The sequence below is a fragment of the Microcoleus sp. Pol12B3 genome (genome assembly GCF_036701355.1).
GTDB lineage: Bacteria > Cyanobacteriota > Cyanobacteriia > Cyanobacteriales > Microcoleaceae > Microcoleus.
The window spans coordinates 38,445-61,267 of the sequence record NZ_JAUBQS010000005.1; the positions used below are offsets into that span (position 1 = coordinate 38,445).

The following is a 22,823-nucleotide window of genomic DNA, read 5'->3' on the forward strand; positions in this document are numbered from 1 at the left end:
TAGATTTTAGAATTTAGAGTTTAAAATTGCAATAGCCGATCGTACTGCCGACCTATGATATCCCAAGTGTATTGGCTTTCCACGAGGGATCGAGCGCTGACAGAGATCTCTTGTCTTAGCTGCTGATTTTCAAACAAACTGGCGATCGCCTCAACGTACTCCTGAACTTTGTTCGCCCGCAAGGCCCTTCTCGGTTGTGGGCCGCCATCGACGGCTAAACCCTCCAAACCTCGATCGCTGGCAACCACGGGGGTTCCCGCAGCCATCGCCTCCAAAGTTTTATTTTTAATCCCAAAACCTATCCGCATCGGCACCACACAAACAGCAGCTTGATGCAAATATTCTGCCACCCTTTGCACCCGGCCTACTACTTGAATTCCGGGAAGTTCCCCCAAGGCGAGCACTTCCGGGACTGGCGATGCCCCTACTAAGGTGAGGGTAGCATCGGGATAGCGCTGCTGCAAAGGCGGCAGTATTTGCAAACTCAGAAACCGCGCCGCGTCAATATTGGGCAAATTGTTCATTGCGCCTGCAAAAATTAAGGTGTGTCCTCCCGGATCGATCGACCGATACGGAAATTGAGTTAAATCCACGCCGTTAGGAATTACATCAATGGGAGGTACAAAAAAATCTTGTTTTCCTCGCACCCGAACCGGAGGCGACAGCAATTCTAGGAGTTGCTCTCTGTCTGTGGATGTTGTCGCAACAATGCGGGAGAATTTGGAACAGTAGCGTTTTTCGTAGCGGGCGAGTAGCGGTAAATTTAGTCGATCGCGCAGGGGTTTTTCCGAGGTGCCGGTTGCTAACATTTCCCTGCAAGTTCCCCAAACGGAACTGTGAATGTTTGCCACTGTCAGCAATTTTTGCCGCCATTCGGGACGCACGTAAATCTCATTAACGCTGTGTTCGCAGGTGACAGCATCGCATTTGCCTGCTGTTACCAATTCGTCTGCCCAATTCTGCATTGCTTGGGAGTAGCTGGAGAGTACGTTCGGAGGCGTCCCGGACAACAAAAATCGACCGAATCTGTGGAATTTTCCTATTATTTTAGAGAACCCCCCCTCAGTCCCCCCCTTATTAAGGGGGGGAGGTAAAAATCTTTCCTCAGTCTCCTGGTGGAGTCTTAGCCCCCCCTTAGCAAGGGGGGGTTGGGGGGGTGTCTGCGGATGGGGAAAAACTGCCAATTCTCCAACTTGCTGGCGCAATGTGTCGATTTGTGCATCGGTGACATCGGGCGATCGTACAGTGCCGAGAATTACATCATGCCGCCGGCTCAAGTATTGCAATAAATTAAACGTCCTTACCTGAGTTCCTCCGCGACTTGGCGGATAAGGAAAAGTCGAGGAAAGCATCAAAATCTTCATGGGATGTGGGATAAATAAAGTTGCCGATTGCGCGATAAGATTGATTGATAAAATCTTTTTAACAATCTTCGCACCTATGGACGAATTATCTGTTAAGGCGCTGCTCGAAGACTTGAAAAAGTCCGACGAAATCGTGCGCGATCGGGCAACTACAGAACTCTGGCGCACTTGGTTTAACCAGAAGGGTGACTATGGGATGCAAATTCTCAGGCGATCGCAAGTTTCGTTAGATGCAGGCGATGTTCACCACGCTTTGGATTTGCTGACGAAACTGATTGCGGAAGCGCCGGATTTTGCTGAAGCTTGGAACCGGCGCGCCGTACTTCACTATACCCAAGGAAATTATAAAAAGTCGATCGACGACTGCCAAATCGTCCTCAAACTGAACCCGGTGCATTTTGGGGCGTTGCACGGTCTAGGTTTGTGCTACGCTGCCTTGGGAGAATACATAAATGCTATTCAAGCTTTTCGTCGCGCTTTGGAAATTCAGCCTTTTGCTTTGGTGAATCAAAAGTTAATTCTCGAATGTACGGCTCGTTTGACTTAAAATTAACTGTGGAGTGAAGGAAGAAGAAAGTTCGGCAACGAGCAATGTACGGGATGTAACGGATGTAACCGATGTCAGGAAGAAGGAAGAAGGAAGAAAATTTAGGAAGAAGGAAGAAGGAAGAAAATCAATGGTTTCAGGATTTTTTTGCAATCTTAAATCTCAAATCTCAAATTGTCTAAGTTAGTGCCGAAAATTAGCGTTTGCATTCCTACTTGCAATCGAGTGCATCTGCTGGCTTGTGCGATCGCCAGCGTGCTAGATCAAACTTATACAGATTTTGAATTAATTATCTGTGATGACGGTTCTACCGACAGCACTCCTCTGTTTATGTCGGAATTTGTCGATCGCGGGATTCGCTACATTCGCCACCCGCAGAATATCGGCAAGAGTAATAATATGCGATCGGGCTTTGCCGCAGCAAGGGGTGAGTATTTTATCAAGTTTGACGATGACGATCGCCTGAGCGCGCAATTTCTAGAGCGCACATCTGCTATTTTAGATAAAGACCCCAGCATCGATTTTGTCAGTACAGATCACTGGGTGATCGACATTAACAATTATATTGACGAAAACCAGACGAAACTCAATTCGCAGCGGTGGGGCCGCACCGAGTTGTCGGCTGGAATTATTGAAGATTTGCTTTCCACAGTTTTTCTGAGACAAAGTTTGCAAATAGGGGCAACTTTGTTTCGCCGCCGCGCCCTGGAAGAAGTAGGATTTCTGCGGCCGAATTTGCAAAATTGCGAAGATAACGATTTGTTTGTGAGACTTGCGATTGCTGGCAAAAAGTGCTATTACTTGCCGGAGCTGTTGATGGAGTATCGAGTTCATACAGGACAGCAAGGAGTCGATCGGGCAATTCCGTATTTAAGCGATAAATTACGCTATTTGATCGGCTACGAGTTTGATTCCGAGAAGTTGGAAACAGTCAGGCTCAAAAGGATTGCCGAAACTCAATTAGCGCTAGGTTTGCGGCTGATTGAGGTGGGCGAAACTGAAAAAGGGCGCCTGATGGTACGGGCTGGAAAGTCTGTTTCTGAGGCGAAAATGTGGGCGGGTTTGGGATTGTCGCTGCTGCCCGTCGAGTGGCGGAGGAGGGCTTTTGCTGCGGTGCGGGAGTTGGTAAAAGGGGAGTTGTGAAGGCGTAGGATTTCTACAGAATACGCGGCGGTTGAAACCGCGTCTATACACACAAAACTCACAAAGCAAGGGTTGAAAAGTCGGGGGTTAAAATCACGTTTATACAGACAAAACCCACCGAAACAGGTTTAAATTCTTGATTTTCTTCAGTCCCCCTCTGCTGGGACGAGAGGTAAGTGTAGACGAGGTTTTAACCGCCGAGTCTTCTGGCGTGTCGCTTTACAAGCAGAAATTATCCGATTGATATAGCGGGTAGCCACGGAATATCTGTAACGCCTGGGTCGTAGCCAAGTTGTTTGAGTAGTGTGGTAATTTGCCCTCTATGGTGAGTTTGATGATTGAACATATGTGTCACCAGAACCCAAGTCGGTAGGACGCGGCATTTACCATCTACATTGCTGGTGTACTCAAACGGTTGACTCAACCAGTCAGAATTAAGGTGTGTAGACCATTCTATAATTTGCCGATCCGTTGTCTCCCGTTCTGCTCTCAAAACCTCAAAGTCAGCATAAAGTTCTTGACCGATAGCGGTAACAGAAAATGGGTGAAGAGTGAAACGCCCCATCCATGCTTTGTCACCATACAGTAAGTGATTCAAAGTGCCATGAATCGACTTAAAAAAGGCACCCATATCCTGTTTGCGCTGTTCATCAGGAATTGCCGAGCAGACCGAATATAGATTTTGATTCATCCAGCAATTGTACTCAGCCATTAGCTGGTAGTAGCTACCGTCGTACATACTCAAAACACAATCACATAGTTTGAACAACTTACATTATACAAATAGGTCTTTCACAATACTCCTGACTCTAATTGGTCTAGATAAATAAACTCAGGAGCTTTAACTCCGGCTTCTTCTCTAATTTTAACCAGTCTAGGCGACTCAAAAAACGCCCTAGCATCTGCGATTGATGTCCACGCGGAGAAATGAACAATTTTGTTCGGATCGTTGTCATACTTCAAGACCTGATAGGAGCGCTCGCCAGCTTCTTTTCGGATGCTTTCAGCACGATCGAATACCTGTTTCCAAGCTTCATAATTTTCTACTTCATGAATAATTAAGACATACTGCATAGTAATCAGATTCTCTGAGCCTCTCAAAACTTCAAACGAATAATTTTATTAGACTAACTCACCTTGTCTCCAAAACCGACCACAGGAGAGCGGGTAAATTATACCGTAGCGACGGTTGAAAATCTTCCCAACACCGAACAGAGCGATCGCGCTTTCCACTAAAGTAGTAAACAGTGCCTGATGTAAATAAGTTTTTCCTAAATATCGTGTCTATATTTTCTGAAATTCCGACTGTGTGGTTGCAAATTTCCCTCGTGGGAGTCTGGTTGGGTTTGATTTTACTGGTAGCTGAAGGGTTAAATCGCTTTACTTCTGTCGATCCTGAAGTATCGCGGAAGGTGGTACACATCGGTACTGGAAATGTGATTTTGCTGGCGTGGTGGCTGGAAATACCCGGTTGGGTGGGGATTTCGGCGGGAATTTTAGCAGGTGCGATCGCCCTAATTTCTTACCAAGTTCCGATTTTACCCAGTCTTAACAGTATCAACCGGAAGAGTTTGGGGACTTTTTTCTATGCTGTTAGTATCAGCGTTCTCGTGGCTTGGTTTTGGCCGCTGCAACATCAGGAATACGCTGCTTTGGGCATTTTAGTAATGACTTGGGGCGACGGATTGGCTGCTGTCATCGGCCAGAAATACGGCAAACATATTTATCGAGTTTGGGGAATGCAGAAAAGTTGGGAAGGTTCTGCAACTATGTATTTGGTGAGTTTTGCTGTTAGCAGTTTGATGTTGCTGGCGGTTCAAGGCGCAGTTTGGCAAACTTGGGCTGTGTCTGCTGTTGTAGCTTTAGTTGCTGCTACTTTGGAGTCGGTTTCCAAGCTGGGAATTGACAATCTGACTGTGCCGATCGGCAGTGGGGCGCTCGCCTTTTTCCTAAATCAATTTTTGATGATTGGTAATGTGTAATTTGAACTTCCCCACGGGGGGCGTTGCTGGATAAAAGTATGAATTCAAGATTTTGCAATTGCTATAAACCTGCTTGAGGGTGAGTTTTGTAACTTTCGATCAAAGGTGATTCATACCGTGAATCAGCAACGCCAATTATCAATTGTCTAAGTCTCGTTAAAGCAGCCGACGTGCTTGTAAAATTTGTTGTTGCCATTGCTCGAAAGTGGGCATTTTTGAGCGATCGTCTGTTGGAAACATCCCTCTGATTTGCTCCATAAGCTCGATCGCCAGCGGTACACCAAGCTGCAATTGTTCCAACACATCCCGCTGAGCAAAAACGGTTCCCGGTGTTCCTTCTAAAATCAGTTGTCCTCGATCCATTACAAACACCCAATCAGCCCAGCGGTAGATGAAATCGAGGTCGTGACTTGCTAAAAGGATGGTGGTTCCAGCGCTGTGAATTTGTTGAAGTAAACCGATCAGTTGTCGGGTGTGACGCGGATCGAGATAAGCGGTAGGTTCATCTAACAGCAGCAGTTTGGGCTCCAGAACCATGATATCGGCTATGGAAACCCGCTTTTTCTGGCCCAAACTGAGATTGTGAATTGGTTCGCGGGCGAGTTCGCTGAGATCGAATTGCTCGATCGCCTCCTGCACCTGTTGAGCAATTTCGGATTCTCTTAAGCCTAAATTGTACAATCCATAGGAAATATCTTCTTCTACCGTCGAAGCTACTAATTGATGTTCGGGATTTTGAAAGACGAGTCCGATTTGTTGGCGCAGTTGCATCAAGGATTTGCGATCGTAGCGAAAGGGTTCACCTTGCCAGCTAATGATTCCCTGTTGCGGTTGATATAAGCCATTTGCTAACAAAAAAAAGGTAGTTTTGCCGCAGCCATTTTGACCGATCAGCCCGCACCGTTTCCCAGCGGGGACTTTGAGATTTAAACCCTGAATTGCCACTCGCGAACCGCAGGGATAGGAGTAGGAAGTGCGATCGAATTCGAGAATCCATTCAGACATATTCGTTATTTTTTATAGCCTTGTTCCCAGGCTCTGCCTGAGAATAAATACCCGGAGGCTATGCCTCCAATTACCGATTACCGATTTCCATTGTATAGCAATCCTTGCAGGAGTCGTCAACTTTTTACCCCACCCCAACCCTCCCCTTATCAAGGGGAGGAAGTAAAAAATTCACAAATGATTTAGGATTGCTATATTTGTGTCAGCCTCGATCAGATTTTGACAACTGCCAAAGTTGCATTTCATAACAGAGATGTTTCTCAAAAAGTTGGCCCGCTTCCAATCCTTCAACCACCAACTTCTTGAACCAGCGGCGAAATATCCAGCGCAGGAATTTGTGGACGGGCGGAACTGTTATCGCAATTAAATCTGCAACATAGATCATCGTATTCAGTCCATACCTGCGGAAAGTATCGACATACAAATCGATTGTTGGCAAAATATGGGCGGAAATATCCTCAGTTTTTACTAAAGTGAATCCAGCCTGCTTTAATGCTGCATGAAGTTCCGTAACAACATGACAATTAGAGAACATTCCCTCTTTATAATTAGCATTAGATCGCAGCATATCGGCCAGCAAAACGTAACCGCCCTGATTGAGGATTTTGGCGGCACCGTTAGCAATATCAACAGCCGACATATACTGGCTACTTTCGCTAAAGAGAATAAGATCGTAGAAATGGGTTGCTTTGAAGTCTTCAAACCTCGTGAGGTGGAAGATTGCCCGATCGCCCGTACACTTAAGAAAGCGCTGCTGTTGAAACGGATCGGGTGCGAGCCCTTCCACTGCAAAACCTCGATCGAGCAAATAAGCCGCATTTCCGCCAATCCCGCAGCCCACATCGAGTATCGTATGAGTGCCTTTGGGGATCGCATCCAACAGTTTTACAGTATAAGCTTGCTGAGCCAGGCGCAATCGTGCGATCGTTAGTTCGTCAGCGGGCACAGGTAGGGTTTCCCAATAGCCGTAGTGAAGGTAGGGCGAATCTGTCAGGCCCAAATAGTAATTAAGCGCTGCATTTTGGTAGCGAGTTACCTTGGAAATTTCGATTGATTTTGGCTGCGGCATTCGGAAAATTTAGTAAGTTTTAGGATTTAGGGCAGAGTTGAAATTCTTCCCAGCGCTTGCATACTTGTTCATAGCACTCAACAGGAGAAATTGCCAAGTTTTGCAACAAATTGATATCAATCTGACCGTTGGCGATCGACAAAAATATAATTGCTTCCTTGGGTTCGTAGCTAGCAATGATTTGGAGCAGATTTGAAACAGTATTTTGCTCTATTTCTAGTTGTTGCAAATAAACGGTTGCCTCCAAGTCGGAAATAAAGTGCAGATCGTACTTTATAGTATCTACGCTCCAATTCACCGAGCCGTTAATGGGAGTATTGATTTTGCAAGCAACCAAGCCTCGTCCTCGATGCAAAAAGCCATTCCAAGCAGTATGTCCGATCGACAAAATATTCTGATGAATAAACAAGTTTTGCCAGTAGCCAAAACTACCCTGCCAAACACTATCTTCGATTCGCATTTCTTTTTCATTAAAATAATATACGCTTCAGAACCCAGAGCGAATTACATCAGCTTCCATGTGTGTTTATCTGCTCATATCTGCGGTTAAAAAACCCCAATCCAATAATAAAAAAAATAATAAACTCACCATCATCTATACCTCGCAGATGAAAAACAACAGGTAAACAAATCGGCGGGCATCCTGACTCAGAGATCCAACGATCTCATTACAGTTGCGGGACAGCGCCGGATTCGCACCGAACTTTCCCCCTTACGTCTGATGGCTGTTCTCCATCAGAGCCGATCGATATACGGGAATATTACCACTATTTGGAACATTTGACAAAAAACCGTCCGCCTATTCACCAAAGTCAATATTTTCATACAAATCTGCCAGCGAAATTTCCGCAGGAATAGAGGTTAATGTCAGCCGATCGCCCATACAGCTATATTCCGAAAAAATCCACTTATTCGCATCAGTTTTAGAATATTGCTCCACCTGTAGCCGATATTGATTGATTAATAAATATTCCTGAAAACTAGGAATAGTGCGATAAGCAGCAAACTTTTCATCGCGGTCATAAGCTTTAGTATCTTTAGATAGCACCTCAGCAATGAGCAGCGGATTAGTAATTGTATCCGTCCGTCCAGATTGCAGCTCTATCGGGCGCGCTACCACCATCACATCCGGGTAAGTATAATTATTAAGCTGCGGAACCCAAAGCCGCTGATCCGAACTAAAAGTCCGATATGGTTTCCCTTTTAATGCCAGTTTCAGCGCAACAACTAAATTAGTGGTAATTTCATTGTGAGCCGGTGTGCCGCCAGCCATCAGAGCAATCTCCCCATTGATGAATTCATGCCGCTCCTGAGAATTGATTTCCAATTCTAGATATTCCTCAGCCGTGTAGGTTTTGGTTTCAACTGGCGCGATCATCATACACAACGCTCTCCTTTCATCTACTCATTTCATTTTATATTAAAAATTTGGCTAATTCAACAGAAAATTAGATTTTAATCATGCTAAGAAACAGGCAAGATGCCTGTTCCACAAAGAGGGAATTTTATTGGGGGGAGTAGGGTTTGGGCAGGAGAGCCCGCCCCTGAAAGACTGATTGAGAATGTGCAAGATGTGAGTGCGATCGCACTTAACAAAGTTACCGCAGCGGGACAAAGTTATAGCCAGTGCTTCCTCCTTGTTTAACTTGTACTAAAATCGGCTTACCAGCCCGATCGCCCGTGGGCAAAAACTTCACATCCTCGCTCGATCCTGCTGCCGAAAAACTCGCATTTCTGAGTGCTTGTTGCAACCCTTCCCGCGTATTGCTTTGCCGCAAGCCAGCGATGACAGCTTGAGTCGCATCAAAACTCGTTGCTGTTCGCCAATTCACAATGCCTCCCCAACGCTGGCGGGCATTTTCTGGGAAACGGCTACCGGGATTAGTTTCAGGATGCCAGGGAACGGGCAAAACAAGCCCGTTAACGTCTTTTTGTCCGTCTTTTAAAGTTTGAAAGGTGTAGAGCGTAGTGCTGCCGTAGAGTCGCAATTTGCCTCGATTGCTGCGAGCCAGAGAAATCGCACGGTCAATGCGATCGATGTGGGGTGCTACCATCAATCCTTGTGCACCTTTGCTGACAGCATCTGCCAGGGCATTGTCGGGATTAAAAGAGGGTAATGAAAAGTCGCAAACAGTGGGAACTAATTTGCCTCCAGCAGCAGTAAGAGATGCCACAAATTCATCTTTAAAGGATATGTTATCCGGTGCTTGGGAGTCATAACAAACCGCAATATTAGTTTGGCGTTCTGTTTTAACTACATATTCGGCTAAGGGAGCTGCCATTACGCTAATATTGGGGACTGTGCGAAATATGTAGCTGCCAAATCCTGAGAGATTATTGGCAAAGCTCGTCGGTGTCACCATTACCAGTTGTTCTTGCTGATATATCGGAGCAGCTTCGAGAGATGCGTTGCTAGCATTGTGTCCAATTACTGCTAGTATAGTCGGATCTTTGGTCAATGTTTTTGCAGATTCTCTGACCACTTCTGGACTGTTGTCATCGTTGACAATTTCTACTTGCAGTTTTGCGCCATTGATGCCACCGCTAGTATTGATTTCATCCTGAGCTTGGGCAACACCTCGAAGGATTTCTTGGGCGACATTGGGGTTGCTACCAATGGGGACGCTGACAGCAATTTTCAAGGAAGAACCCGTGCTGGATCGGGCATTATTCAAATAGATAATGGTTTCTGGGTCGTTGCGATTTTGTTGCAGCGATTTCTGAAAATATTGGGTGGCAGCTTGGTAATTTCCCTCAGCAAAAGCTTGAACTCCTGCTTGTTTGTCAGGTGTTGTTTGGGATGTCACCAATATCTGATTTCCTAAACTGATACGGTTGGCGATCGCTCCCGATGCGATGGGGGCAGATGTAGATGTAGATGTCGATTTCGATGGAGGTGTATTTGAATTTTTGGCATTCAATAAACCGGGAAGGAACTTGTATGCGCCCAACCCAATTAAGCCGATGGCAATAATAAAAACAATGGGCGGCGGGCTGTTTCTTTTGTTAGTATCTTGATACATGACTTTTTTATGTATTTTGATACTGTAATTATTGATTCAACTACTGTTCATGTCAATTCATATAATTCATTAATTAAGTTCATAAAAGTCATATTTGTAATAGCTGTTGCAGGAAGTGCGATCGCCCTTATTCAAATCCGGCCCTCTAAACTAACGAGAATACGAGAACTATCAACAATATTCCTGGACGCACCGGCGATCGGAAACCGGGTTTTCTACTGAATCTGCGATTCTCTAACGAAGTATTTTCGTAAAAAACCCGGTTTCTGGGCCCCCATGCTAAGTCCCAACAATAAATTTAGCGGTGAAATACGACACTTAACAAACTTAAAACCGTGCAACCAAACAAAGCTTCAAATGTATATCTTCGCGAAGGTTTATAAGGGTAAGAATTCCAAACGCGCAATTCTCCATTAAAGCCGCGCGACGCTAAACTCAGCGATACTTGACGGTAGTTTTCCAAAGTTCGCTGAAGCAATTGCCCGATTAAAATACCTAAACTGTGCATTCCCAGCTTCCAAGTGCGGTAGCCACAACGCGAGTTTTGAGCAATCCAAAGTTCATCGGCGATCGCCAATAAGCTAAAAATAAACCGATACATTAGTAATAGCAGTTCTGTGACCAACTCTGGACAGCGTAATTGTCTGAGAATGTGCAAAATTTCGGTAAATGGAACCGTCAAGAGGATGAAATACATACAGCTTGTCGATGCGAAGGCGCGGGCAAATAGCAAGCTCACTTGGTATATGCCGGTGCGACTCACATACAGATAAAAAGTGCTGATGCTAATGCCCCAACCTTGCCAAATATCCCACCCAATTGCAGGGATACGATCGCCCGCAACCGCACCTAGCGCCAAAGCAGGCAAACTTGTCAGCAAAAACATCAACGGTAGCGACAGCAACCGCAAATAGAGTTTTCCCGGAATACCCGCATAGACCACGATCCAGACGGCCAACCAAAGGGCGATCGACAATTGGACCATCGCCCCAGAAACGAGAGACAGAATTAAAAGGGCGATCGCAAAGGATAACTTGTGAGATGGCGGCAACCCCCGCAAGCGATTTGTATAAGCCAGACTATCGATCTGATGGTTCATTCCGACGATTTATTATCAGACTGCTGCCGAGATTGCGATCGGCCTTTATACAACCCAATGACGTACCCAACTACGCCAGCCCCCATCGCCGCTTGAGACGCAAACAATAGACTGGAAATTTCGCTGCTAGCCGGCTCAAACAAATGATTGAACCAAGGTTTATAACCCGGTTGAATTTCCGTAATTGCTTTCTTAGCTTGGTCATCGGCACCGCCATATTCACCCCGCACAAAAACGAGAGGAAACGCTGCCAGAACAATCACAGCGCCAGCCAACAGTAAATTTAGCCGCGAAGTAGATTGCTGATTTTTTGTAGGCTTTTGATTCACAGTTTATGACTCCTGTCTCAATAATTTCAAAGTTTCCAACTCCGGCTTCCCGTAAGAATGCAGCCAATTCCAAACCAATAGAGTCAGCAACCCCTCACTGATGGCTAGGGGTACTTGAGTGATAGCAAAGATGCCAGCAAACTTGAGAAACGAAGCCATAAAACCGCCACTGGCTGCCGGAAAAGCTAATGCTAATTGAATCGAAGTCGTTACATAAGTCAGCAAATCTGCCAAAGCTGCCGCACAAAAAATTGCCGCCCGCTGGCTACCAGTTCGCAACAGCAATTGATAGATAAAATAGGCAGCGAAAGGGCCGACAATCGCCATCGAAAACATATTCGCTCCCAGCGTTGTCAAGCCACCATGCGCTAACAGTAACGTTTGAAACAGCAGGACTAAAGCCCCCAATACAGCCATCACCGAAGGGCCGAACAAAATTGCGCCCAAACCAGTACCCGTCGGGTGAGAACAACTGCCCGTTACCGAGGGAATTTTTAAAGCAGAAAGCACAAAAGTAAACGCACCCGCCAAAGCAAGCAATAGTTTAAGTTCCGGGTGTTCTTTTGTAATCCGAGTAATCGATCGCAAACCTACTGCAAAAAAAGGCAGCGCCACCATCCACCAAAATGCAGCCCACTGCACAGGCAAAAAACCTTCCGAAATGTGCATAGCTGCGGCGGGCGTTGCCGAACCCAGGACAATATAACAACTCAAGCCAGCCATCAATCCCAAGCTGACCAATTTCCGATTTCTGGTCTTCACGCTGAACCTCGCAGATGAGACTATGTAAATTAACACATCGGCGGGCATCCTGACTCAGAAAGCGACATGACTCTCATTACAGTTGCGGGACAGCGCCGGCCTTGCACCGAACTTTCCCCGTTTCCTCTAACGGCTGCTCCCCATTAGAACCGACTGGTTAGACATAGTTTAGTCGATCGTGTAAGTCGCAGCAAATATTTTACAAAAATTTATTCAGATTAACTAAGTCAAAATTCCCTATCATATTCTCTTCTTTTGCTTCGCGTCTTCGCGGTTGGTTCAATAGATACTATCGCTCAACAAATCAACGGTATAATATTAATGAGTTTTGAGGAAAGCCGCCATGTTAGATTACAAATTTCCGAGGCACTGGCCCTCAGCCGATGAACTACCAGACTCAGATGAAACGCCTGTGGATAACGAACTGCAAGAATTAATACCAGGCTTGTTAAAAGCAATATTGCTCATACTTTGGGCAGAACGCATGGACTGGTTTTTTGGCATAGATATGGGTATTTATCATCACCCGGATAAACCTGCCATTGTGCCCGATGCTTTCTTGAGTTTAGGTGTAGAAAGGTTTTATGATGAAGAATTGCGTCCCAGTTACGTGCTGTGGGATGAAAATGTTTTGCCGACTTTTGTGTTGGAAGTAGTTTCCCCAACTTATCGCAAGGAATACAGCACAAAGTTGGAGGAATATCAAGCTTTAGGCGTACTTTATTACGTCATTTATTCTTCCCGCCGCCGTCGTAAACCCCGTTTAGAAGTACACAAGTTAGTCAATGGAAAGTATGAATTACAGCCAGGAAATCCTGTTTGGATGCCTGAAATTGGCTTGGGGATTGGTTGTGAAAGGGGAAGTTATTCTGGGGTGACAAGGGAGTGGTTGTATTGGTATGATGCCGATGGAAAACGTTATCTGACTCCTGAAGAACAGGTGAAAGAATCAGCGCAGCGCGCTCAACAGGAATCGCAGCGCGCCCAACAGGAATCGCAGCGCGCCGATCGACTGGCTGAACGTTCCGATCGACTAGCTCAGCGATTGCGGGAGTTGGGGATAGATCCTGATAATTTGAGCTGATGGCAATCAAGAGTACCAGACTGACCGACTCCAGACGCTCAGAAACCGGGTTTTGCAACCGAGATCGATCGTCCTCAACGAAAGATTTTCAGGAAAAAACCGGGTTGCTGCATCCAGGAATGTGTGAATATTTATCGCAAAAATCAGGAAACAGCGAGCTAGAGTTTGGAAAAACAGAGAGTTTGACGGCAAACATTGAGATGCAGCTCCAAAAAATTAAAATCAACAGAGGTTATTAAATAATGGTCATGGATCTGCGTTCTTACGATATCATCTGTTTTGGTGATGAAGTTCCAGGAGTTCTAGCTGTTATCTCTGCCTCCAGAGAATATCTGCGCCGAACAAAGCGTTATCCGCGAATTCTACTGATGTCGAAAGCAAGCTTGCAAGAAGGAATTGGCGGGCATTTGGTAAGAGGCGGTCTTGCTTATTTAGATAGAAGTCAGATTAGTGAAGAACTTCAACAATCTTTAAAGTTAGATACCTTTGGTTCACCGGCGACAATCTATAAAGAATTTTTACAAAAATCCGGCGTTAAGGCAATTGCACTTGACCCCCGCAAAGCCAGTGCAGCGCTGAAAGAAATGCTGGTACAAGCTGGGGCAGATCTCCTCAGCAAAGTAGAAATTAAATCAGTTACTAAAGAAGGTCAAAAAATTGCCAGTATAACCACCTCTCAAGGCGTAGTTTATGCCGGCAAGCAATTTATTGATGCCACTGTCAATGCCGAATTAGCTCAAGCTGCCGGTGTAAGAAAGCTGAAGGGATTTGAAACATTGGGTCTGCCTAACTCAGAACTTCCAGTCACCCTCGTTTTTGAAACCCAAGGACTCAGTGCAAGAGCACTGAAAGAATTCGATTATATTTATCTAAAACGCTTCACAAACCGGGCCGATGCAGAGAGTCAAAAATTTTTGCTTTACGCAGCCGACAAGGATGCCAAACTAGCAGAAGAACTCCGGCGGGAAATGATCGACACCCAAGGAAATCTCAAAACTCTGTGGGCGGGTAACGATTACATCGATGTACGCTCGCCGGCTCTGTCTGTAGCTTACCACTCCTTTAGAGGAGTAAAACTATCTTTTTCTGAAAGCGGCACAATTTTAGATGAGGGAAATATAGCCATACTTCCAAATGATAGACTTTCGTGGAATGCACTTTTATTTGCCGTCACCGCCAGCGAAGCGGAAGCCTTAGCTAGAAGCGGGAGCAAGCCCACAGCTAATATGCAAAGAGAGATGTTATTTGTTACAACTTGGCTGAGGAGTTTGGGCGCTACTTCTGTTACTTATGCCTCAGAACTTTATATCAGACACGTCGGCAATGTGACGGGAGTTGTAGAACCTTTAACTGGCGCCCAAATGCTCTTAGGTGGCGTACCTGCTAATGAGGCACTGGCAACATTTAGCTATCATTTTGATGTACGGGGAGGCATCCGGGGTATTCGCGATAAAGCCAATGGTCTAGGATGGTTTAAAACTCTGAGTTTTAAACACCCTATCTTTAATATTGGCATCCGCCACGCATTAATTAAAAACGTTCCTAACCTGGCAGTGGTCAGTCCCTGTTCTGGATTTGAAGGGTTTGCTTGTTCTGTCGGCAGAATTGTGGAATTCAACGCTGCAGTTGGTCAAGGTGTGGGTATCGCTGCGGTTAATGCCATTCTAAATAACAAAAATCTAGCCGATGTATCTAACCGAGAAGTGAGACAAGTTCTCGCCCAAACAGGTCAGTTACCTAAAATTTTTGGAACTCCAAATAATGGTGAGGCAATGTTATTGGCGCAATTCGAGACTCTTGCCAGTTCGGATGCTATTGCGTAATATAAATTCCGGTTGCAGTCCTCATGATTGTTGACTGTTGGCTGTTGACTGTTGACTAAAATTATGGTTTCGCGACAACGGACTGTTTGAACCTTTGAAAAATACCGATACAACCGGAAACGATATAATAGCAATTTTAATAAACCATGCAGTAGTAAATTGGGCAGGTGGAACGAAAATCAAGCCACAAGTTTTTAGCAAAAAATGAGTGAAATTGCTATTAGTATTATGCTACCTCGAACGACAACCATCACGTTGGTTTGTAGTGAGGACTTTAATCCTCATAAAATTCTGAACACTTCCGTCGTCACTACAAACCTATAACGGTGATTTTACCGGAAATTATATAATACCTCGATCGCCTGCACCGAATTATTGTGCTGCGCGGCACTAACCGGTTAAACAACTATTCAACTTGAGACTTAACTTGATGTTTCCAGCTTGGTTTCGCGCCCAAACAAGAAAAGCGGGAAAGCACATGAAAACGAAACAAGCAAACCCAGAATTATGTACAGACCTACAAAACTTATATCCAATCGTTTTGACTCAGCGTACATCCAAGTGCTTTCTGCTACAGTTGCGATAAACAAATCTAAACTTACAGATTTCGCAGCAAGATTAGCCGAACTCTCGTTTACAAAGTCGAGCAAGCCAGCATTGCTAAAAAACTGCAAGTTATAGTACCAAGGCAGCACAAGCCCCAGAATTGCTAGGAGGAGATAAATGATTCGCTTAACGCTCATAATTACCCTACCTGTTCTTTGCTCAACTTTATTAGCCTACTCGCTAACAACCAATCCTTACTTCTTCTGCGGGCACTTCGGATGAATCCCCCCCTGCAAACAAATGTAAGCAATTTGACTTTTATCTAAATTCTTAACCTCCCCAAAATCAACTCCTAGGAATCTACCGGATTTACTACCAGTCGGATTTTGAATAAATTGATCCGAAGCTGTTTTCCCCTGAAACACAGCGCCTTTAAAATTCGCTCCCGCTAAATTCGCGCCCCTAAAATCAACCGAACTCACCTCCGCATTCCGAAAATTCGCATCTTGCAACCGAGCATCTTTAAAATTCACGTTGGCGAGTTTAGTCGAAGTCAAATCGGCATTTTGTAAGTTTGCGCCGCTCAAATCAGCACCGGACAAATCAGCACCTTGCCATTCCGATTTAGACAAATTTGTCAAGGACAACTGAGAGCCTTGAGCCTTCACTTTGCCCAAACGCGCACCCGATAAATCCGCTCCCGACAAATTCGCGCTTCCTATATCTGCCCCGGTAAAACTTGCATTTTTTAACAGTGCTTCCTGTAAATTGGCTCCAATTAAAATAGCACTGCTGAAATTAGCTGCATTCAAATTGCCGTTTGACAAATTAGCTTTGTTCATGACAGCGCGCACAAAAGTAGTCCGGTTCATTACAGCACTGTTCAAAGACGCCCCGACCAAATTTACTCCTTCCAAATTAGCGCCGCTCAAGTCAGAAATCCAATCGTCAAATGTACCAGGACGCCTGTCTTCGCCGGTGCCGTAAAAGCGAGCTCCCTGCAAGCTGGCATTGGTTAAATTGGCATTTTTCAGTTTAATTCCTGACAAGTCAACTTTGTTTAAAACTAAAGTAAACTGAGACGGGCCGGCAGGACTTTGAGCTAAATCCGTGCGGCTCAGATCCGCGCCGTTGAGTTGGCTGCTATACACTGTGAGAATTTTGCCGATCGCCCTTTGTACTGTTCGCTGGCGGGCGGCCGCTAACTCGCGTTCCGGGGCCTTGCCGCCAAACCGCAGGGAATCGAGGTCGTTGCTGAGGGCCTGATTCAATCGCTGCAAATCAGGCAAAGCTTTCGGCCCGCTACTGACTAAAGCTTGCTGGATCGCGTCCAGCATGGCGCGGTTGTCTTCTTGAGCTAGCAAATCCGCTAGCAGCGGTACGGCGCGGGAGTCTTCCACCGCCCCCAAAGCCAAAATAGCCGATCGCCTGCCCGATGCCCCGCTAGCCGATGTGGGAGACAATTTGCTAACTAAAGCCACAAATAATTCGTCGTTCCGCTGCCGGGAATCCCGCATATTTGCTTGACTTTGAGTGTAGATGAGAGTGCCGACAAACAAAGTTAAAATCAATCCCGCGCTGCAGACGGTAACTATTACTAAAGTTGTGCCTGGGTGTTGGCGCATCCAATTCCACAAACTGGCATTTGTTTTCAGGCCGCTTTGTGGAGTCACAACCAAAGCCGCAATCTGCGCGTCTTCCTCAGTCCAATCAGGACTCTTGACAGGATTGTCAGACAGTTGATTCGATCGAGCGTTGACCACCAAAGTATTGGCTAGGCGATCGTGTCCCGCTTGCCGTTTGTAACGCCACGCAACCGCCCCGTCTGCGAGCACTGCCAAGCCGCTCAGCCCCCCTAAAATCAGCAAATCTGGAAACGCACCGCTCAAGCGCCAAATGCCGTAAGCGACGCCCAGAGGCACTCCCCAGCGCCCTAAAGTTTCGCGAATTAGCACTGGCCCAAAACCCGGAGGAGTACCCGACGCTGTGACAACTTTGACCCCGAACCAGCGTTTGGGCATAGTTTGACCGGTTCTGGCGAGCAAAAACAGTTGCCACCCCGCTAAAACTGCCGGTGCCAGCAGCGCCCCTGACCAGAATAGATTAGTTAGGGGTGCGACTCTGGGGCTGCGATCGCGCACGGGTATGCCCAAGGTACGGGCGACGGTTTCGGATGCTGCTGCTACTGAGGAATTGAGCGGCACGGTTTCAGTTTCCTTGTTGACCAATGCCCCGATACTGAAGGGAACGAGGGCGCTGGCCGCTATTAACGAAATTTCGACTGCCCAAGCGCCGCACCTGCGAACCAGCAGTGGCATTTGCTTGGATTGTGTTTGCCAAGACGGATCGGGTTGATTGATCCCGCTGGGCGCGGTGGGGTTAGCCATATTTAGAAATTCCTATTATTTGTCGTTAGTATTTGAAGACTGGGGGGAAATTGCCAATTTATACGCTATGTAGATTAGCACTCCCAGAACGGCAAGAGTCATCAGCGATGAAATTAGCTGTACGACGCTATTGAAGACTGTCAGGACAATTATCCCTCCGACGGCAAAGGCTGCCACCTGCCCCGGTTTGGGGAGTCTTTGAAACTTGTGCAGTAATTGATTGTATAAGGTTCCGACGGCTTGATAGCTGTCTGAATTTTGTGTGATGAGCGGCGATCGTTCTACTTTAGCTTTTAGTTCTCCGAACGCTTGCTGCCAATTGAAGTTATTTTGAGGATTCATAAAAAAATTCGGAAGTTATTTTAGATTAATGTGTTTGGAACCGCCATTATCCCCTACCGTCAAAGAACTAGAACCAAATGTCATTGTGTGAGGAAATATGAAGATCAATTATCCGGGCGATCACGGCAAACTGTGGTTTAGCCCGATTGTGACCCTAGCCTTGGCAATGATTTTAGCGGATGCCGGTGCCCTTCGGAGCCAACCGCTACAAATTGCTCCGGGATTTCCCGAACCGCTGGGAGTTTCTGGAGTTTCCGGCGGCCCGAACAATAGTGGCGACTGCGGTTTTGTCTCCCAAGGACCGAACCACGTCATCGAAGTAACGCAGGATTTGCCTTACTGGCGGATTGCAGTACAAACCGCTGGAGCTCCGAGTTTGATGATTCAGGGGCCGAGGGGGCGTTTCTGCGTGCTGCCGGCGAATGCTGCTGCGGGCAATGTAGAATTTTCCGGTTATGGGGACAAGGGGACTTATGTTATTTTTGTGGGCGATCGAGCTCAAGGTCAACACCCTTACTCTCTCTCTATTTCCCAAAAGCGAAATTAAAAATACAAGGGAATTAGGAGGCTGGCTGTGAGAAAATGGCTTTTTTGCGATCGTCAAGAAGCCTGCTTTTTAACAGCAAGTGCGTTAACTAGGGATTTCCTATCAATTTTGTATTTGGTTTTTAACCCACTGGCGAAACAATCTGAGAGTTTGACTCGTCCCCACTGTTTGGGTTTGTTCGCAATATTGAGAAATAGCTTCAATAATTGGCAAATTGGGAAAAATCGCACTAATTTCCGATTCAACATATTTCCCATCTTGAAGCACATTAATCAGAAGCTTCTTATTTTCATAGCGCCATATTTCAGGTACTCCCAGAGCTTCGCAAGCATCGAGTTGAGTTTTGGAAGTTAGAGCGACTTCAATTGCTAAGTCAGGCGGCGGATCGACCGTTAAGTCTATCCGCTTTTTACCAATCATTAGAGCATAATTCTGGATGTAAAAGCAGTTGTCAGGTTCAATTCCTTGTAACATACTTTTTCGCTTAAAAGTCGTAGAACCAAAACATTCTCGATCAATTTCAAGTTCTTCGAGTAATATTTTCACCATATCGCCAATGATTTCCTTATTGAATTCATGTTCTGGTAGTGGCATCCTAATCTCCAAAGTTCCTTGACTGTAAGCTATTCTAGAGCCACGATGTTCTCCCAACTCTTCTAAAATTGCTTCAAATTCCTGCCAGTTGACATCATGGAACAGCACTCTCTGCCCTGGGGTAAACTGATTTGTTTTAATTGTAGATTTACCATTTCAACCTCCGATTTATTTAAGTTTATTATAGCGGATACACTCTTTTAACTGGAGAGGTCCACGGATCCACTCCACTTAATTTACTTGTAACTATCGCCAAAAATATAACCCTCTAATCTGCGTTTTTTTGCTGGTTGTAAAGTTCTTTAAACTTGCGCTGCTGCTCGTTGTGATCTACGATTGGAGACGGATAATGAAGAAGTCGGCGTTCTAAAGGTGAAATATTTCCTGTTAGCAAAATTTTAGTATCAACGCGGCGCAATTCTGGAACCCAGTGCCGAATATATTCGCCTTCTGGGTCAAATTTTTGAGCTTGACTCGCCGGATTGAATATTCGCAAAGGTTTCGGGTCCATGCCGCTCGATGCGCTCCACTGCCAGCCGCCGTTGTTAGCAGAAAGGTCGCCATCTATCAATTTTTGCATGAAGTATTTTTCGCCCCACTGCCAGTTAATAATTAAATCTTTGGTGAGGAAACTGGCGACTATCATGCGGCAGCGATTGTGCATCCAACCTGTCTGGTTTAACTGCCGCATTGCTGCATCGATAATAGGATAGCCAGTTTTGCCTTTACACCAAGCTTGAAAAAGTTTTTCATCATTCTCCCAAGGAAAGTCTTTGAATGCTTGACGGTAGGGGCCGTCTGCTAATTCTGGGAAGTTATACATGGCGTGTTGGTAAAATTCCCGCCACGCTATTTCCTGTTGCCAAGTCCTGATACTTGTGCACGCTTCTTCGCTGCGGCAAGTGTCCATTACTATCTGGGTAGCTTCCCAAACAGTGCGGATGCCAATTGCACCAAATTTGAGGGCGGCGCTGAGTTGGGATGTGCCGTTAGTTGCGGGGAAATTGCGCTGTTCTTGATATTCGTAAATTGCCCGATCGCAAAATTCTTCTAATTTTTGTTGCGCTGCATCTTCTCCGGGTTCTATTACTAATGGGTTTTCCCAAATAAATCCCAAACTAGAGGCAGTGGGCACTGTTTCCATTGCACCTGCTTCGTTTGCGGTTGCTTGTTCTTCTGCCGTTAATCCGGTCATTAATTCCAGATAAGTTATCGGCAGTGTCTCTACTGGTTGGGGTTTGGGTTTACTGTTCCATTTTTTCCAAAATGGTGTATAAACTGTGTAGGGAGTCCCTGTACCGCTGCGAATTTCATCTGGGGCGTGCAGGACTTGATCCCAGAAATTTTGAACTTTAATTCCTGCTTGTTGGAGGGCGTTTGATACGGACCGATCGCGCTGTTTTGCGTAGGGTTCTACATCCCAGCTCCAAAATACTGCTTGAGCATTTATAGCTGTTGCTAATCTCGGTATTCCTATAATCGGGTCATCTTGAATTATCAGTAATTCGCTGCCTGCTTCCCTGTAACGCGAGGAGAGTTTTTGCAAGCAGCCGATCATGTACGTGACTCTGGCTGGCGCTACGTCATCGCGATTTAGGATATTGCGGTCGAGACAAAAAATCCCGACTACTTTCGGGCTTTGCTGGCGCGCTGCTGCCAGTCCGATGTTGTCAGAAATACGCAAGTCGCGGCGGTGCCAAAATAAAATTAGATCGGACATTCGATTTTAGATTTTAGATTTTAGATTTTAGATTTTACAGTCCTGGACACAGGCGGGGTCAAAAACCCGGTTTCTAAGTTAAGATTTATCGGTTTGATGCACGATTCTTATAAGAAACCGGGTTTTTTCGTCAGTCCTATTTACATCAAAAAGGGACGTGCCAAGAAAAAGCTAGAAATTGATTTTGCATCAATGGGTTCCCCAGCTAAGATAGCTTTTTCTAATTCTTCCGGGGTGAATAAAACTGTTTCAATGTCTTCATCATCGTCTTGTGCGGGCGGCTTTTCCAGTTTTTCCAAATCTTGGGCTAAAAAAGCATAAATGATTTCGTCGGAATAACCGGGGGCGAGAAAAAATTGCCCTAATTTCCGCCATTTTCCGGCGCGATATCCGGTTTCTTCTTCGATTTCGCGTTTGATAGTTTCGGCGGGGCTTTCATTGATTTCAACTGTCCCGGCGGGAAATTCTAAAATTCGCCCTTTTGTGGCAAAGCGATATTGGCGTACCAAGACGAGTTTACCTTCGGGGGTGACGGGAACTGCAAGTGCTCCGCCGGGGTGACGAATACATTCCCACTCGCCTTCGGAACCGTTGGGAAGACGGAGGGTGGCTACGTCAAAGTTAAATTTGCGCCCTTGGTAAAATAGGCGTTGTTTGAGGAGTTGGGGTAGTTCTTGACCGATCGACATAAGCGACAAGCGAATAATGTTTGATGGCAGCGATTTAAGACATCATAGGCGATCTCATAGGATTTTAGATTTTAGATTTTAGATTTTAGATGGGGAATGACTGATAACGATCGCTGTTTGGAGCTTACCTACGGTTGCATTTTTTTTTACTGGTACGATCCGCGAATTTTGCTCAATTTTTACAAGGGCAATTTTTGCACTCCGGAACAGTCTGCTGTTTGCAGGAGTTGGACGATCGTACTTTTCGTCACCGGATGCACCCAATCCGGGGCAATTTCTGCTAAAGGTACTAATACAAAAGCTCTTTCGGTCATCCGGGGATGAGGCAAAGTCAGTGTCGGAGTTTCTAAGATTAAATCGTCATACAGTAGCAAATCTAGGTCGAGGGTTCTTGGCCCCCATTTTTCTCGGCGAATCCGATTAAATTTTATCTCGATTTCTAATAATTTTGCTAGCAAGTGTTCTGGTTCTAGTGCCACTTCTAGGATGGCACAGGCGTTGATGTAATCGGGTTGCGGCGGCCCAACGGGGGCGGTTTGATACCAGCTTGAATGAGATTTTACGGCTATTCCTGGGGTGTTGTTGAGGGTTGCGATCGCCCTAGAGAGTGTGGCGAGGGAGTCGCCTAAGTTGCTACCGAGGGCGATCGCACATTTGGTTGATTTCATAAAAAAGGAAGAAGGTTCGGCAACGAGCACTGTACAAGATGTAACGGATGTCAGTCCGAAGGAAGAGAGAAGAAGGAAGAGAGAAGAAGGAAGAGAGAAG

General features: G+C 45.8%; 24 protein-coding genes and 2 riboswitches. Of the genes, 6 read left to right on the forward strand and 18 right to left on the reverse strand.

The features are described 5' to 3' along the window. Nucleotides 1-20: 20 nt before the first annotated feature. Nucleotides 21-1,364: a glycosyltransferase family 4 protein gene (locus QUA53_RS03730; RefSeq protein ID WP_333095375.1), complete on the reverse strand. Its 1,344-nt coding sequence runs from the start codon at nucleotides 1,362-1,364 to the stop codon at nucleotides 21-23. 76 nt (nucleotides 1,365-1,440) lie between these two features. On the opposite strand from QUA53_RS03730, the gene QUA53_RS03735 reads away from it, so the two are divergent. Both QUA53_RS03735 and QUA53_RS03740 read left to right on the forward strand, forming a co-directional pair. Next, nucleotides 1,441-1,911, forward strand: a complete 471-nt coding sequence (locus QUA53_RS03735; RefSeq protein ID WP_333095374.1) for a tetratricopeptide repeat protein — start codon at nucleotides 1,441-1,443, stop codon at nucleotides 1,909-1,911. A 186-nt stretch (nucleotides 1,912-2,097) separates the two neighbouring features. Beyond that, the gene (locus QUA53_RS03740) at nucleotides 2,098-3,054 is read left to right on the forward strand and encodes a glycosyltransferase (protein WP_333095425.1); all 957 of its coding nucleotides are present in this window, start codon (nucleotides 2,098-2,100) and stop codon (nucleotides 3,052-3,054) included. A gap of 232 nt (nucleotides 3,055-3,286) precedes the next feature. Here the strand turns inward: QUA53_RS03740 and QUA53_RS03745 are convergent, their stop codons facing one another. Together QUA53_RS03745 and QUA53_RS03750 are read right to left on the reverse strand one after the other, a co-directional pair. Further along, nucleotides 3,287-3,793, reverse strand: a complete 507-nt coding sequence (locus QUA53_RS03745; protein ID WP_333095372.1) for a DinB family protein — start codon at nucleotides 3,791-3,793, stop codon at nucleotides 3,287-3,289. Nucleotides 3,794-3,846: 53 nt separating this feature from the next. Then, nucleotides 3,847-4,128 carry an antibiotic biosynthesis monooxygenase gene (locus tag QUA53_RS03750; protein WP_333084020.1) on the reverse strand — a complete coding sequence of 94 codons (282 nt, stop codon included), beginning with the start codon at nucleotides 4,126-4,128 and terminating at the stop codon, nucleotides 3,847-3,849. 206 nt (nucleotides 4,129-4,334) lie between these two features. Here QUA53_RS03750 and QUA53_RS03755 point away from each other — a divergent pair, with 206 nt between their 5' ends. After that, a complete protein-coding gene (locus QUA53_RS03755) occupies nucleotides 4,335-5,036 on the forward strand; it encodes a diacylglycerol/polyprenol kinase family protein (RefSeq protein WP_333095370.1) in 702 nt (233 codons plus the stop codon). 156 nt (nucleotides 5,037-5,192) lie between these two features. On the opposite strand, the gene QUA53_RS03760 is transcribed toward QUA53_RS03755, so the two are convergent. The 8 genes from QUA53_RS03760 to QUA53_RS03795 form a co-directional block, all read right to left on the reverse strand. Then, entirely contained in the window at nucleotides 5,193-6,041 is an 849-nt protein-coding gene (locus QUA53_RS03760) for an ABC transporter ATP-binding protein (RefSeq protein ID WP_333095368.1), read from the reverse strand. 202 nt (nucleotides 6,042-6,243) lie between these two features. Continuing rightward, the gene (locus tag QUA53_RS03765) at nucleotides 6,244-7,110 is read right to left on the reverse strand and encodes a methyltransferase domain-containing protein (protein WP_333095365.1); all 867 of its coding nucleotides are present in this window, start codon (nucleotides 7,108-7,110) and stop codon (nucleotides 6,244-6,246) included. 19 nt (nucleotides 7,111-7,129) lie between these two features. Then, nucleotides 7,130-7,570, reverse strand: coding sequence for a hypothetical protein (locus QUA53_RS03770; protein ID WP_333095363.1), 441 nt, complete (start codon nucleotides 7,568-7,570; stop codon nucleotides 7,130-7,132). Between the two features lie 156 nt (nucleotides 7,571-7,726). Continuing rightward, nucleotides 7,727-7,871, reverse strand: a riboswitch (cobalamin riboswitch). A 38-nt stretch (nucleotides 7,872-7,909) separates the two neighbouring features. After that, nucleotides 7,910-8,491: a Uma2 family endonuclease gene (locus QUA53_RS03775; protein ID WP_333095361.1), complete on the reverse strand. Its 582-nt coding sequence runs from the start codon at nucleotides 8,489-8,491 to the stop codon at nucleotides 7,910-7,912. Between the two features lie 217 nt (nucleotides 8,492-8,708). Next, nucleotides 8,709-10,133: an ABC transporter substrate-binding protein gene (locus tag QUA53_RS03780; RefSeq protein ID WP_333095359.1), complete on the reverse strand. Its 1,425-nt coding sequence runs from the start codon at nucleotides 10,131-10,133 to the stop codon at nucleotides 8,709-8,711. A gap of 298 nt (nucleotides 10,134-10,431) precedes the next feature. Then, nucleotides 10,432-11,232, reverse strand: coding sequence for a cobalt ECF transporter T component CbiQ (cbiQ, locus tag QUA53_RS03785; protein ID WP_333095357.1), 801 nt, complete (start codon nucleotides 11,230-11,232; stop codon nucleotides 10,432-10,434). Beyond that, nucleotides 11,229-11,561, reverse strand: coding sequence for an energy-coupling factor ABC transporter substrate-binding protein (locus tag QUA53_RS03790; RefSeq protein WP_333095355.1), 333 nt, complete (start codon nucleotides 11,559-11,561; stop codon nucleotides 11,229-11,231). Before QUA53_RS03790 ends, cbiQ begins: the two co-directional genes overlap by 4 nt. A gap of 3 nt (nucleotides 11,562-11,564) precedes the next feature. Next, nucleotides 11,565-12,284 carry an energy-coupling factor ABC transporter permease gene (locus QUA53_RS03795; protein WP_333047166.1) on the reverse strand — a complete coding sequence of 240 codons (720 nt, stop codon included), beginning with the start codon at nucleotides 12,282-12,284 and terminating at the stop codon, nucleotides 11,565-11,567. 61 nt (nucleotides 12,285-12,345) lie between these two features. Then, a riboswitch (cobalamin riboswitch) is annotated at nucleotides 12,346-12,492 on the reverse strand. Nucleotides 12,493-12,666: 174 nt separating this feature from the next. Between QUA53_RS03795 and QUA53_RS03800 the strand changes: the two genes are divergently transcribed. Both QUA53_RS03800 and QUA53_RS03805 read left to right on the forward strand, forming a co-directional pair. Beyond that, nucleotides 12,667-13,407, forward strand: a complete 741-nt coding sequence (locus tag QUA53_RS03800; protein ID WP_333095353.1) for a Uma2 family endonuclease — start codon at nucleotides 12,667-12,669, stop codon at nucleotides 13,405-13,407. A 248-nt stretch (nucleotides 13,408-13,655) separates the two neighbouring features. After that, nucleotides 13,656-15,230 carry an FAD-dependent oxidoreductase gene (locus QUA53_RS03805; RefSeq protein ID WP_333248682.1) on the forward strand — a complete coding sequence of 525 codons (1,575 nt, stop codon included), beginning with the start codon at nucleotides 13,656-13,658 and terminating at the stop codon, nucleotides 15,228-15,230. Between the two features lie 422 nt (nucleotides 15,231-15,652). Here QUA53_RS03805 and QUA53_RS03810 read toward each other — a convergent pair whose 3' ends face one another. Genes QUA53_RS03810 through QUA53_RS03820 form a run of 3 tightly spaced genes read right to left on the reverse strand, consistent with a single transcriptional unit; the run spans nucleotide 15,653 to nucleotide 18,505 of the window. Beyond that, a complete protein-coding gene (locus tag QUA53_RS03810; protein ID WP_333095351.1) occupies nucleotides 15,653-15,973 on the reverse strand; it encodes a DUF2834 domain-containing protein in 321 nt (106 codons plus the stop codon). A 57-nt stretch (nucleotides 15,974-16,030) separates the two neighbouring features. Further along, nucleotides 16,031-18,163 (reverse strand): pentapeptide repeat-containing protein, encoded by a 2,133-nt coding sequence (locus tag QUA53_RS03815; RefSeq protein WP_333095350.1) that lies wholly within the window; start codon nucleotides 18,161-18,163, stop codon nucleotides 16,031-16,033. Nucleotides 18,164-18,178: 15 nt separating this feature from the next. Beyond that, the gene (locus QUA53_RS03820; protein WP_333095349.1) at nucleotides 18,179-18,505 is read right to left on the reverse strand and encodes a hypothetical protein; all 327 of its coding nucleotides are present in this window, start codon (nucleotides 18,503-18,505) and stop codon (nucleotides 18,179-18,181) included. 97 nt (nucleotides 18,506-18,602) lie between these two features. Between QUA53_RS03820 and QUA53_RS03825 the strand changes: the two genes are divergently transcribed. Continuing rightward, nucleotides 18,603-19,052: a hypothetical protein gene (locus QUA53_RS03825; protein WP_333095347.1), complete on the forward strand. Its 450-nt coding sequence runs from the start codon at nucleotides 18,603-18,605 to the stop codon at nucleotides 19,050-19,052. Between the two features lie 102 nt (nucleotides 19,053-19,154). Here QUA53_RS03825 and QUA53_RS03830 read toward each other — a convergent pair whose 3' ends face one another. From QUA53_RS03830 to folK, 4 genes are all read right to left on the reverse strand, one after another. Beyond that, nucleotides 19,155-19,754, reverse strand: a complete 600-nt coding sequence (locus tag QUA53_RS03830; protein ID WP_333095346.1) for a Uma2 family endonuclease — start codon at nucleotides 19,752-19,754, stop codon at nucleotides 19,155-19,157. 160 nt (nucleotides 19,755-19,914) lie between these two features. Further along, on the reverse strand, nucleotides 19,915-21,366 hold the full coding sequence (locus QUA53_RS03835; protein ID WP_333095345.1) for an FAD-binding domain-containing protein: 1,452 nt from the start codon (nucleotides 21,364-21,366) through the stop codon (nucleotides 19,915-19,917). A gap of 140 nt (nucleotides 21,367-21,506) precedes the next feature. Next, on the reverse strand, nucleotides 21,507-22,055 hold the full coding sequence (locus QUA53_RS03840) for an NUDIX hydrolase (RefSeq protein WP_333095344.1): 549 nt from the start codon (nucleotides 22,053-22,055) through the stop codon (nucleotides 21,507-21,509). 179 nt (nucleotides 22,056-22,234) lie between these two features. Next, complete coding sequence (gene folK, locus QUA53_RS03845) at nucleotides 22,235-22,723, reverse strand: 2-amino-4-hydroxy-6-hydroxymethyldihydropteridine diphosphokinase (RefSeq protein ID WP_333095342.1); 489 nt, start codon at nucleotides 22,721-22,723, stop codon at nucleotides 22,235-22,237. Nucleotides 22,724-22,823: the final 100 nt, after the last annotated feature.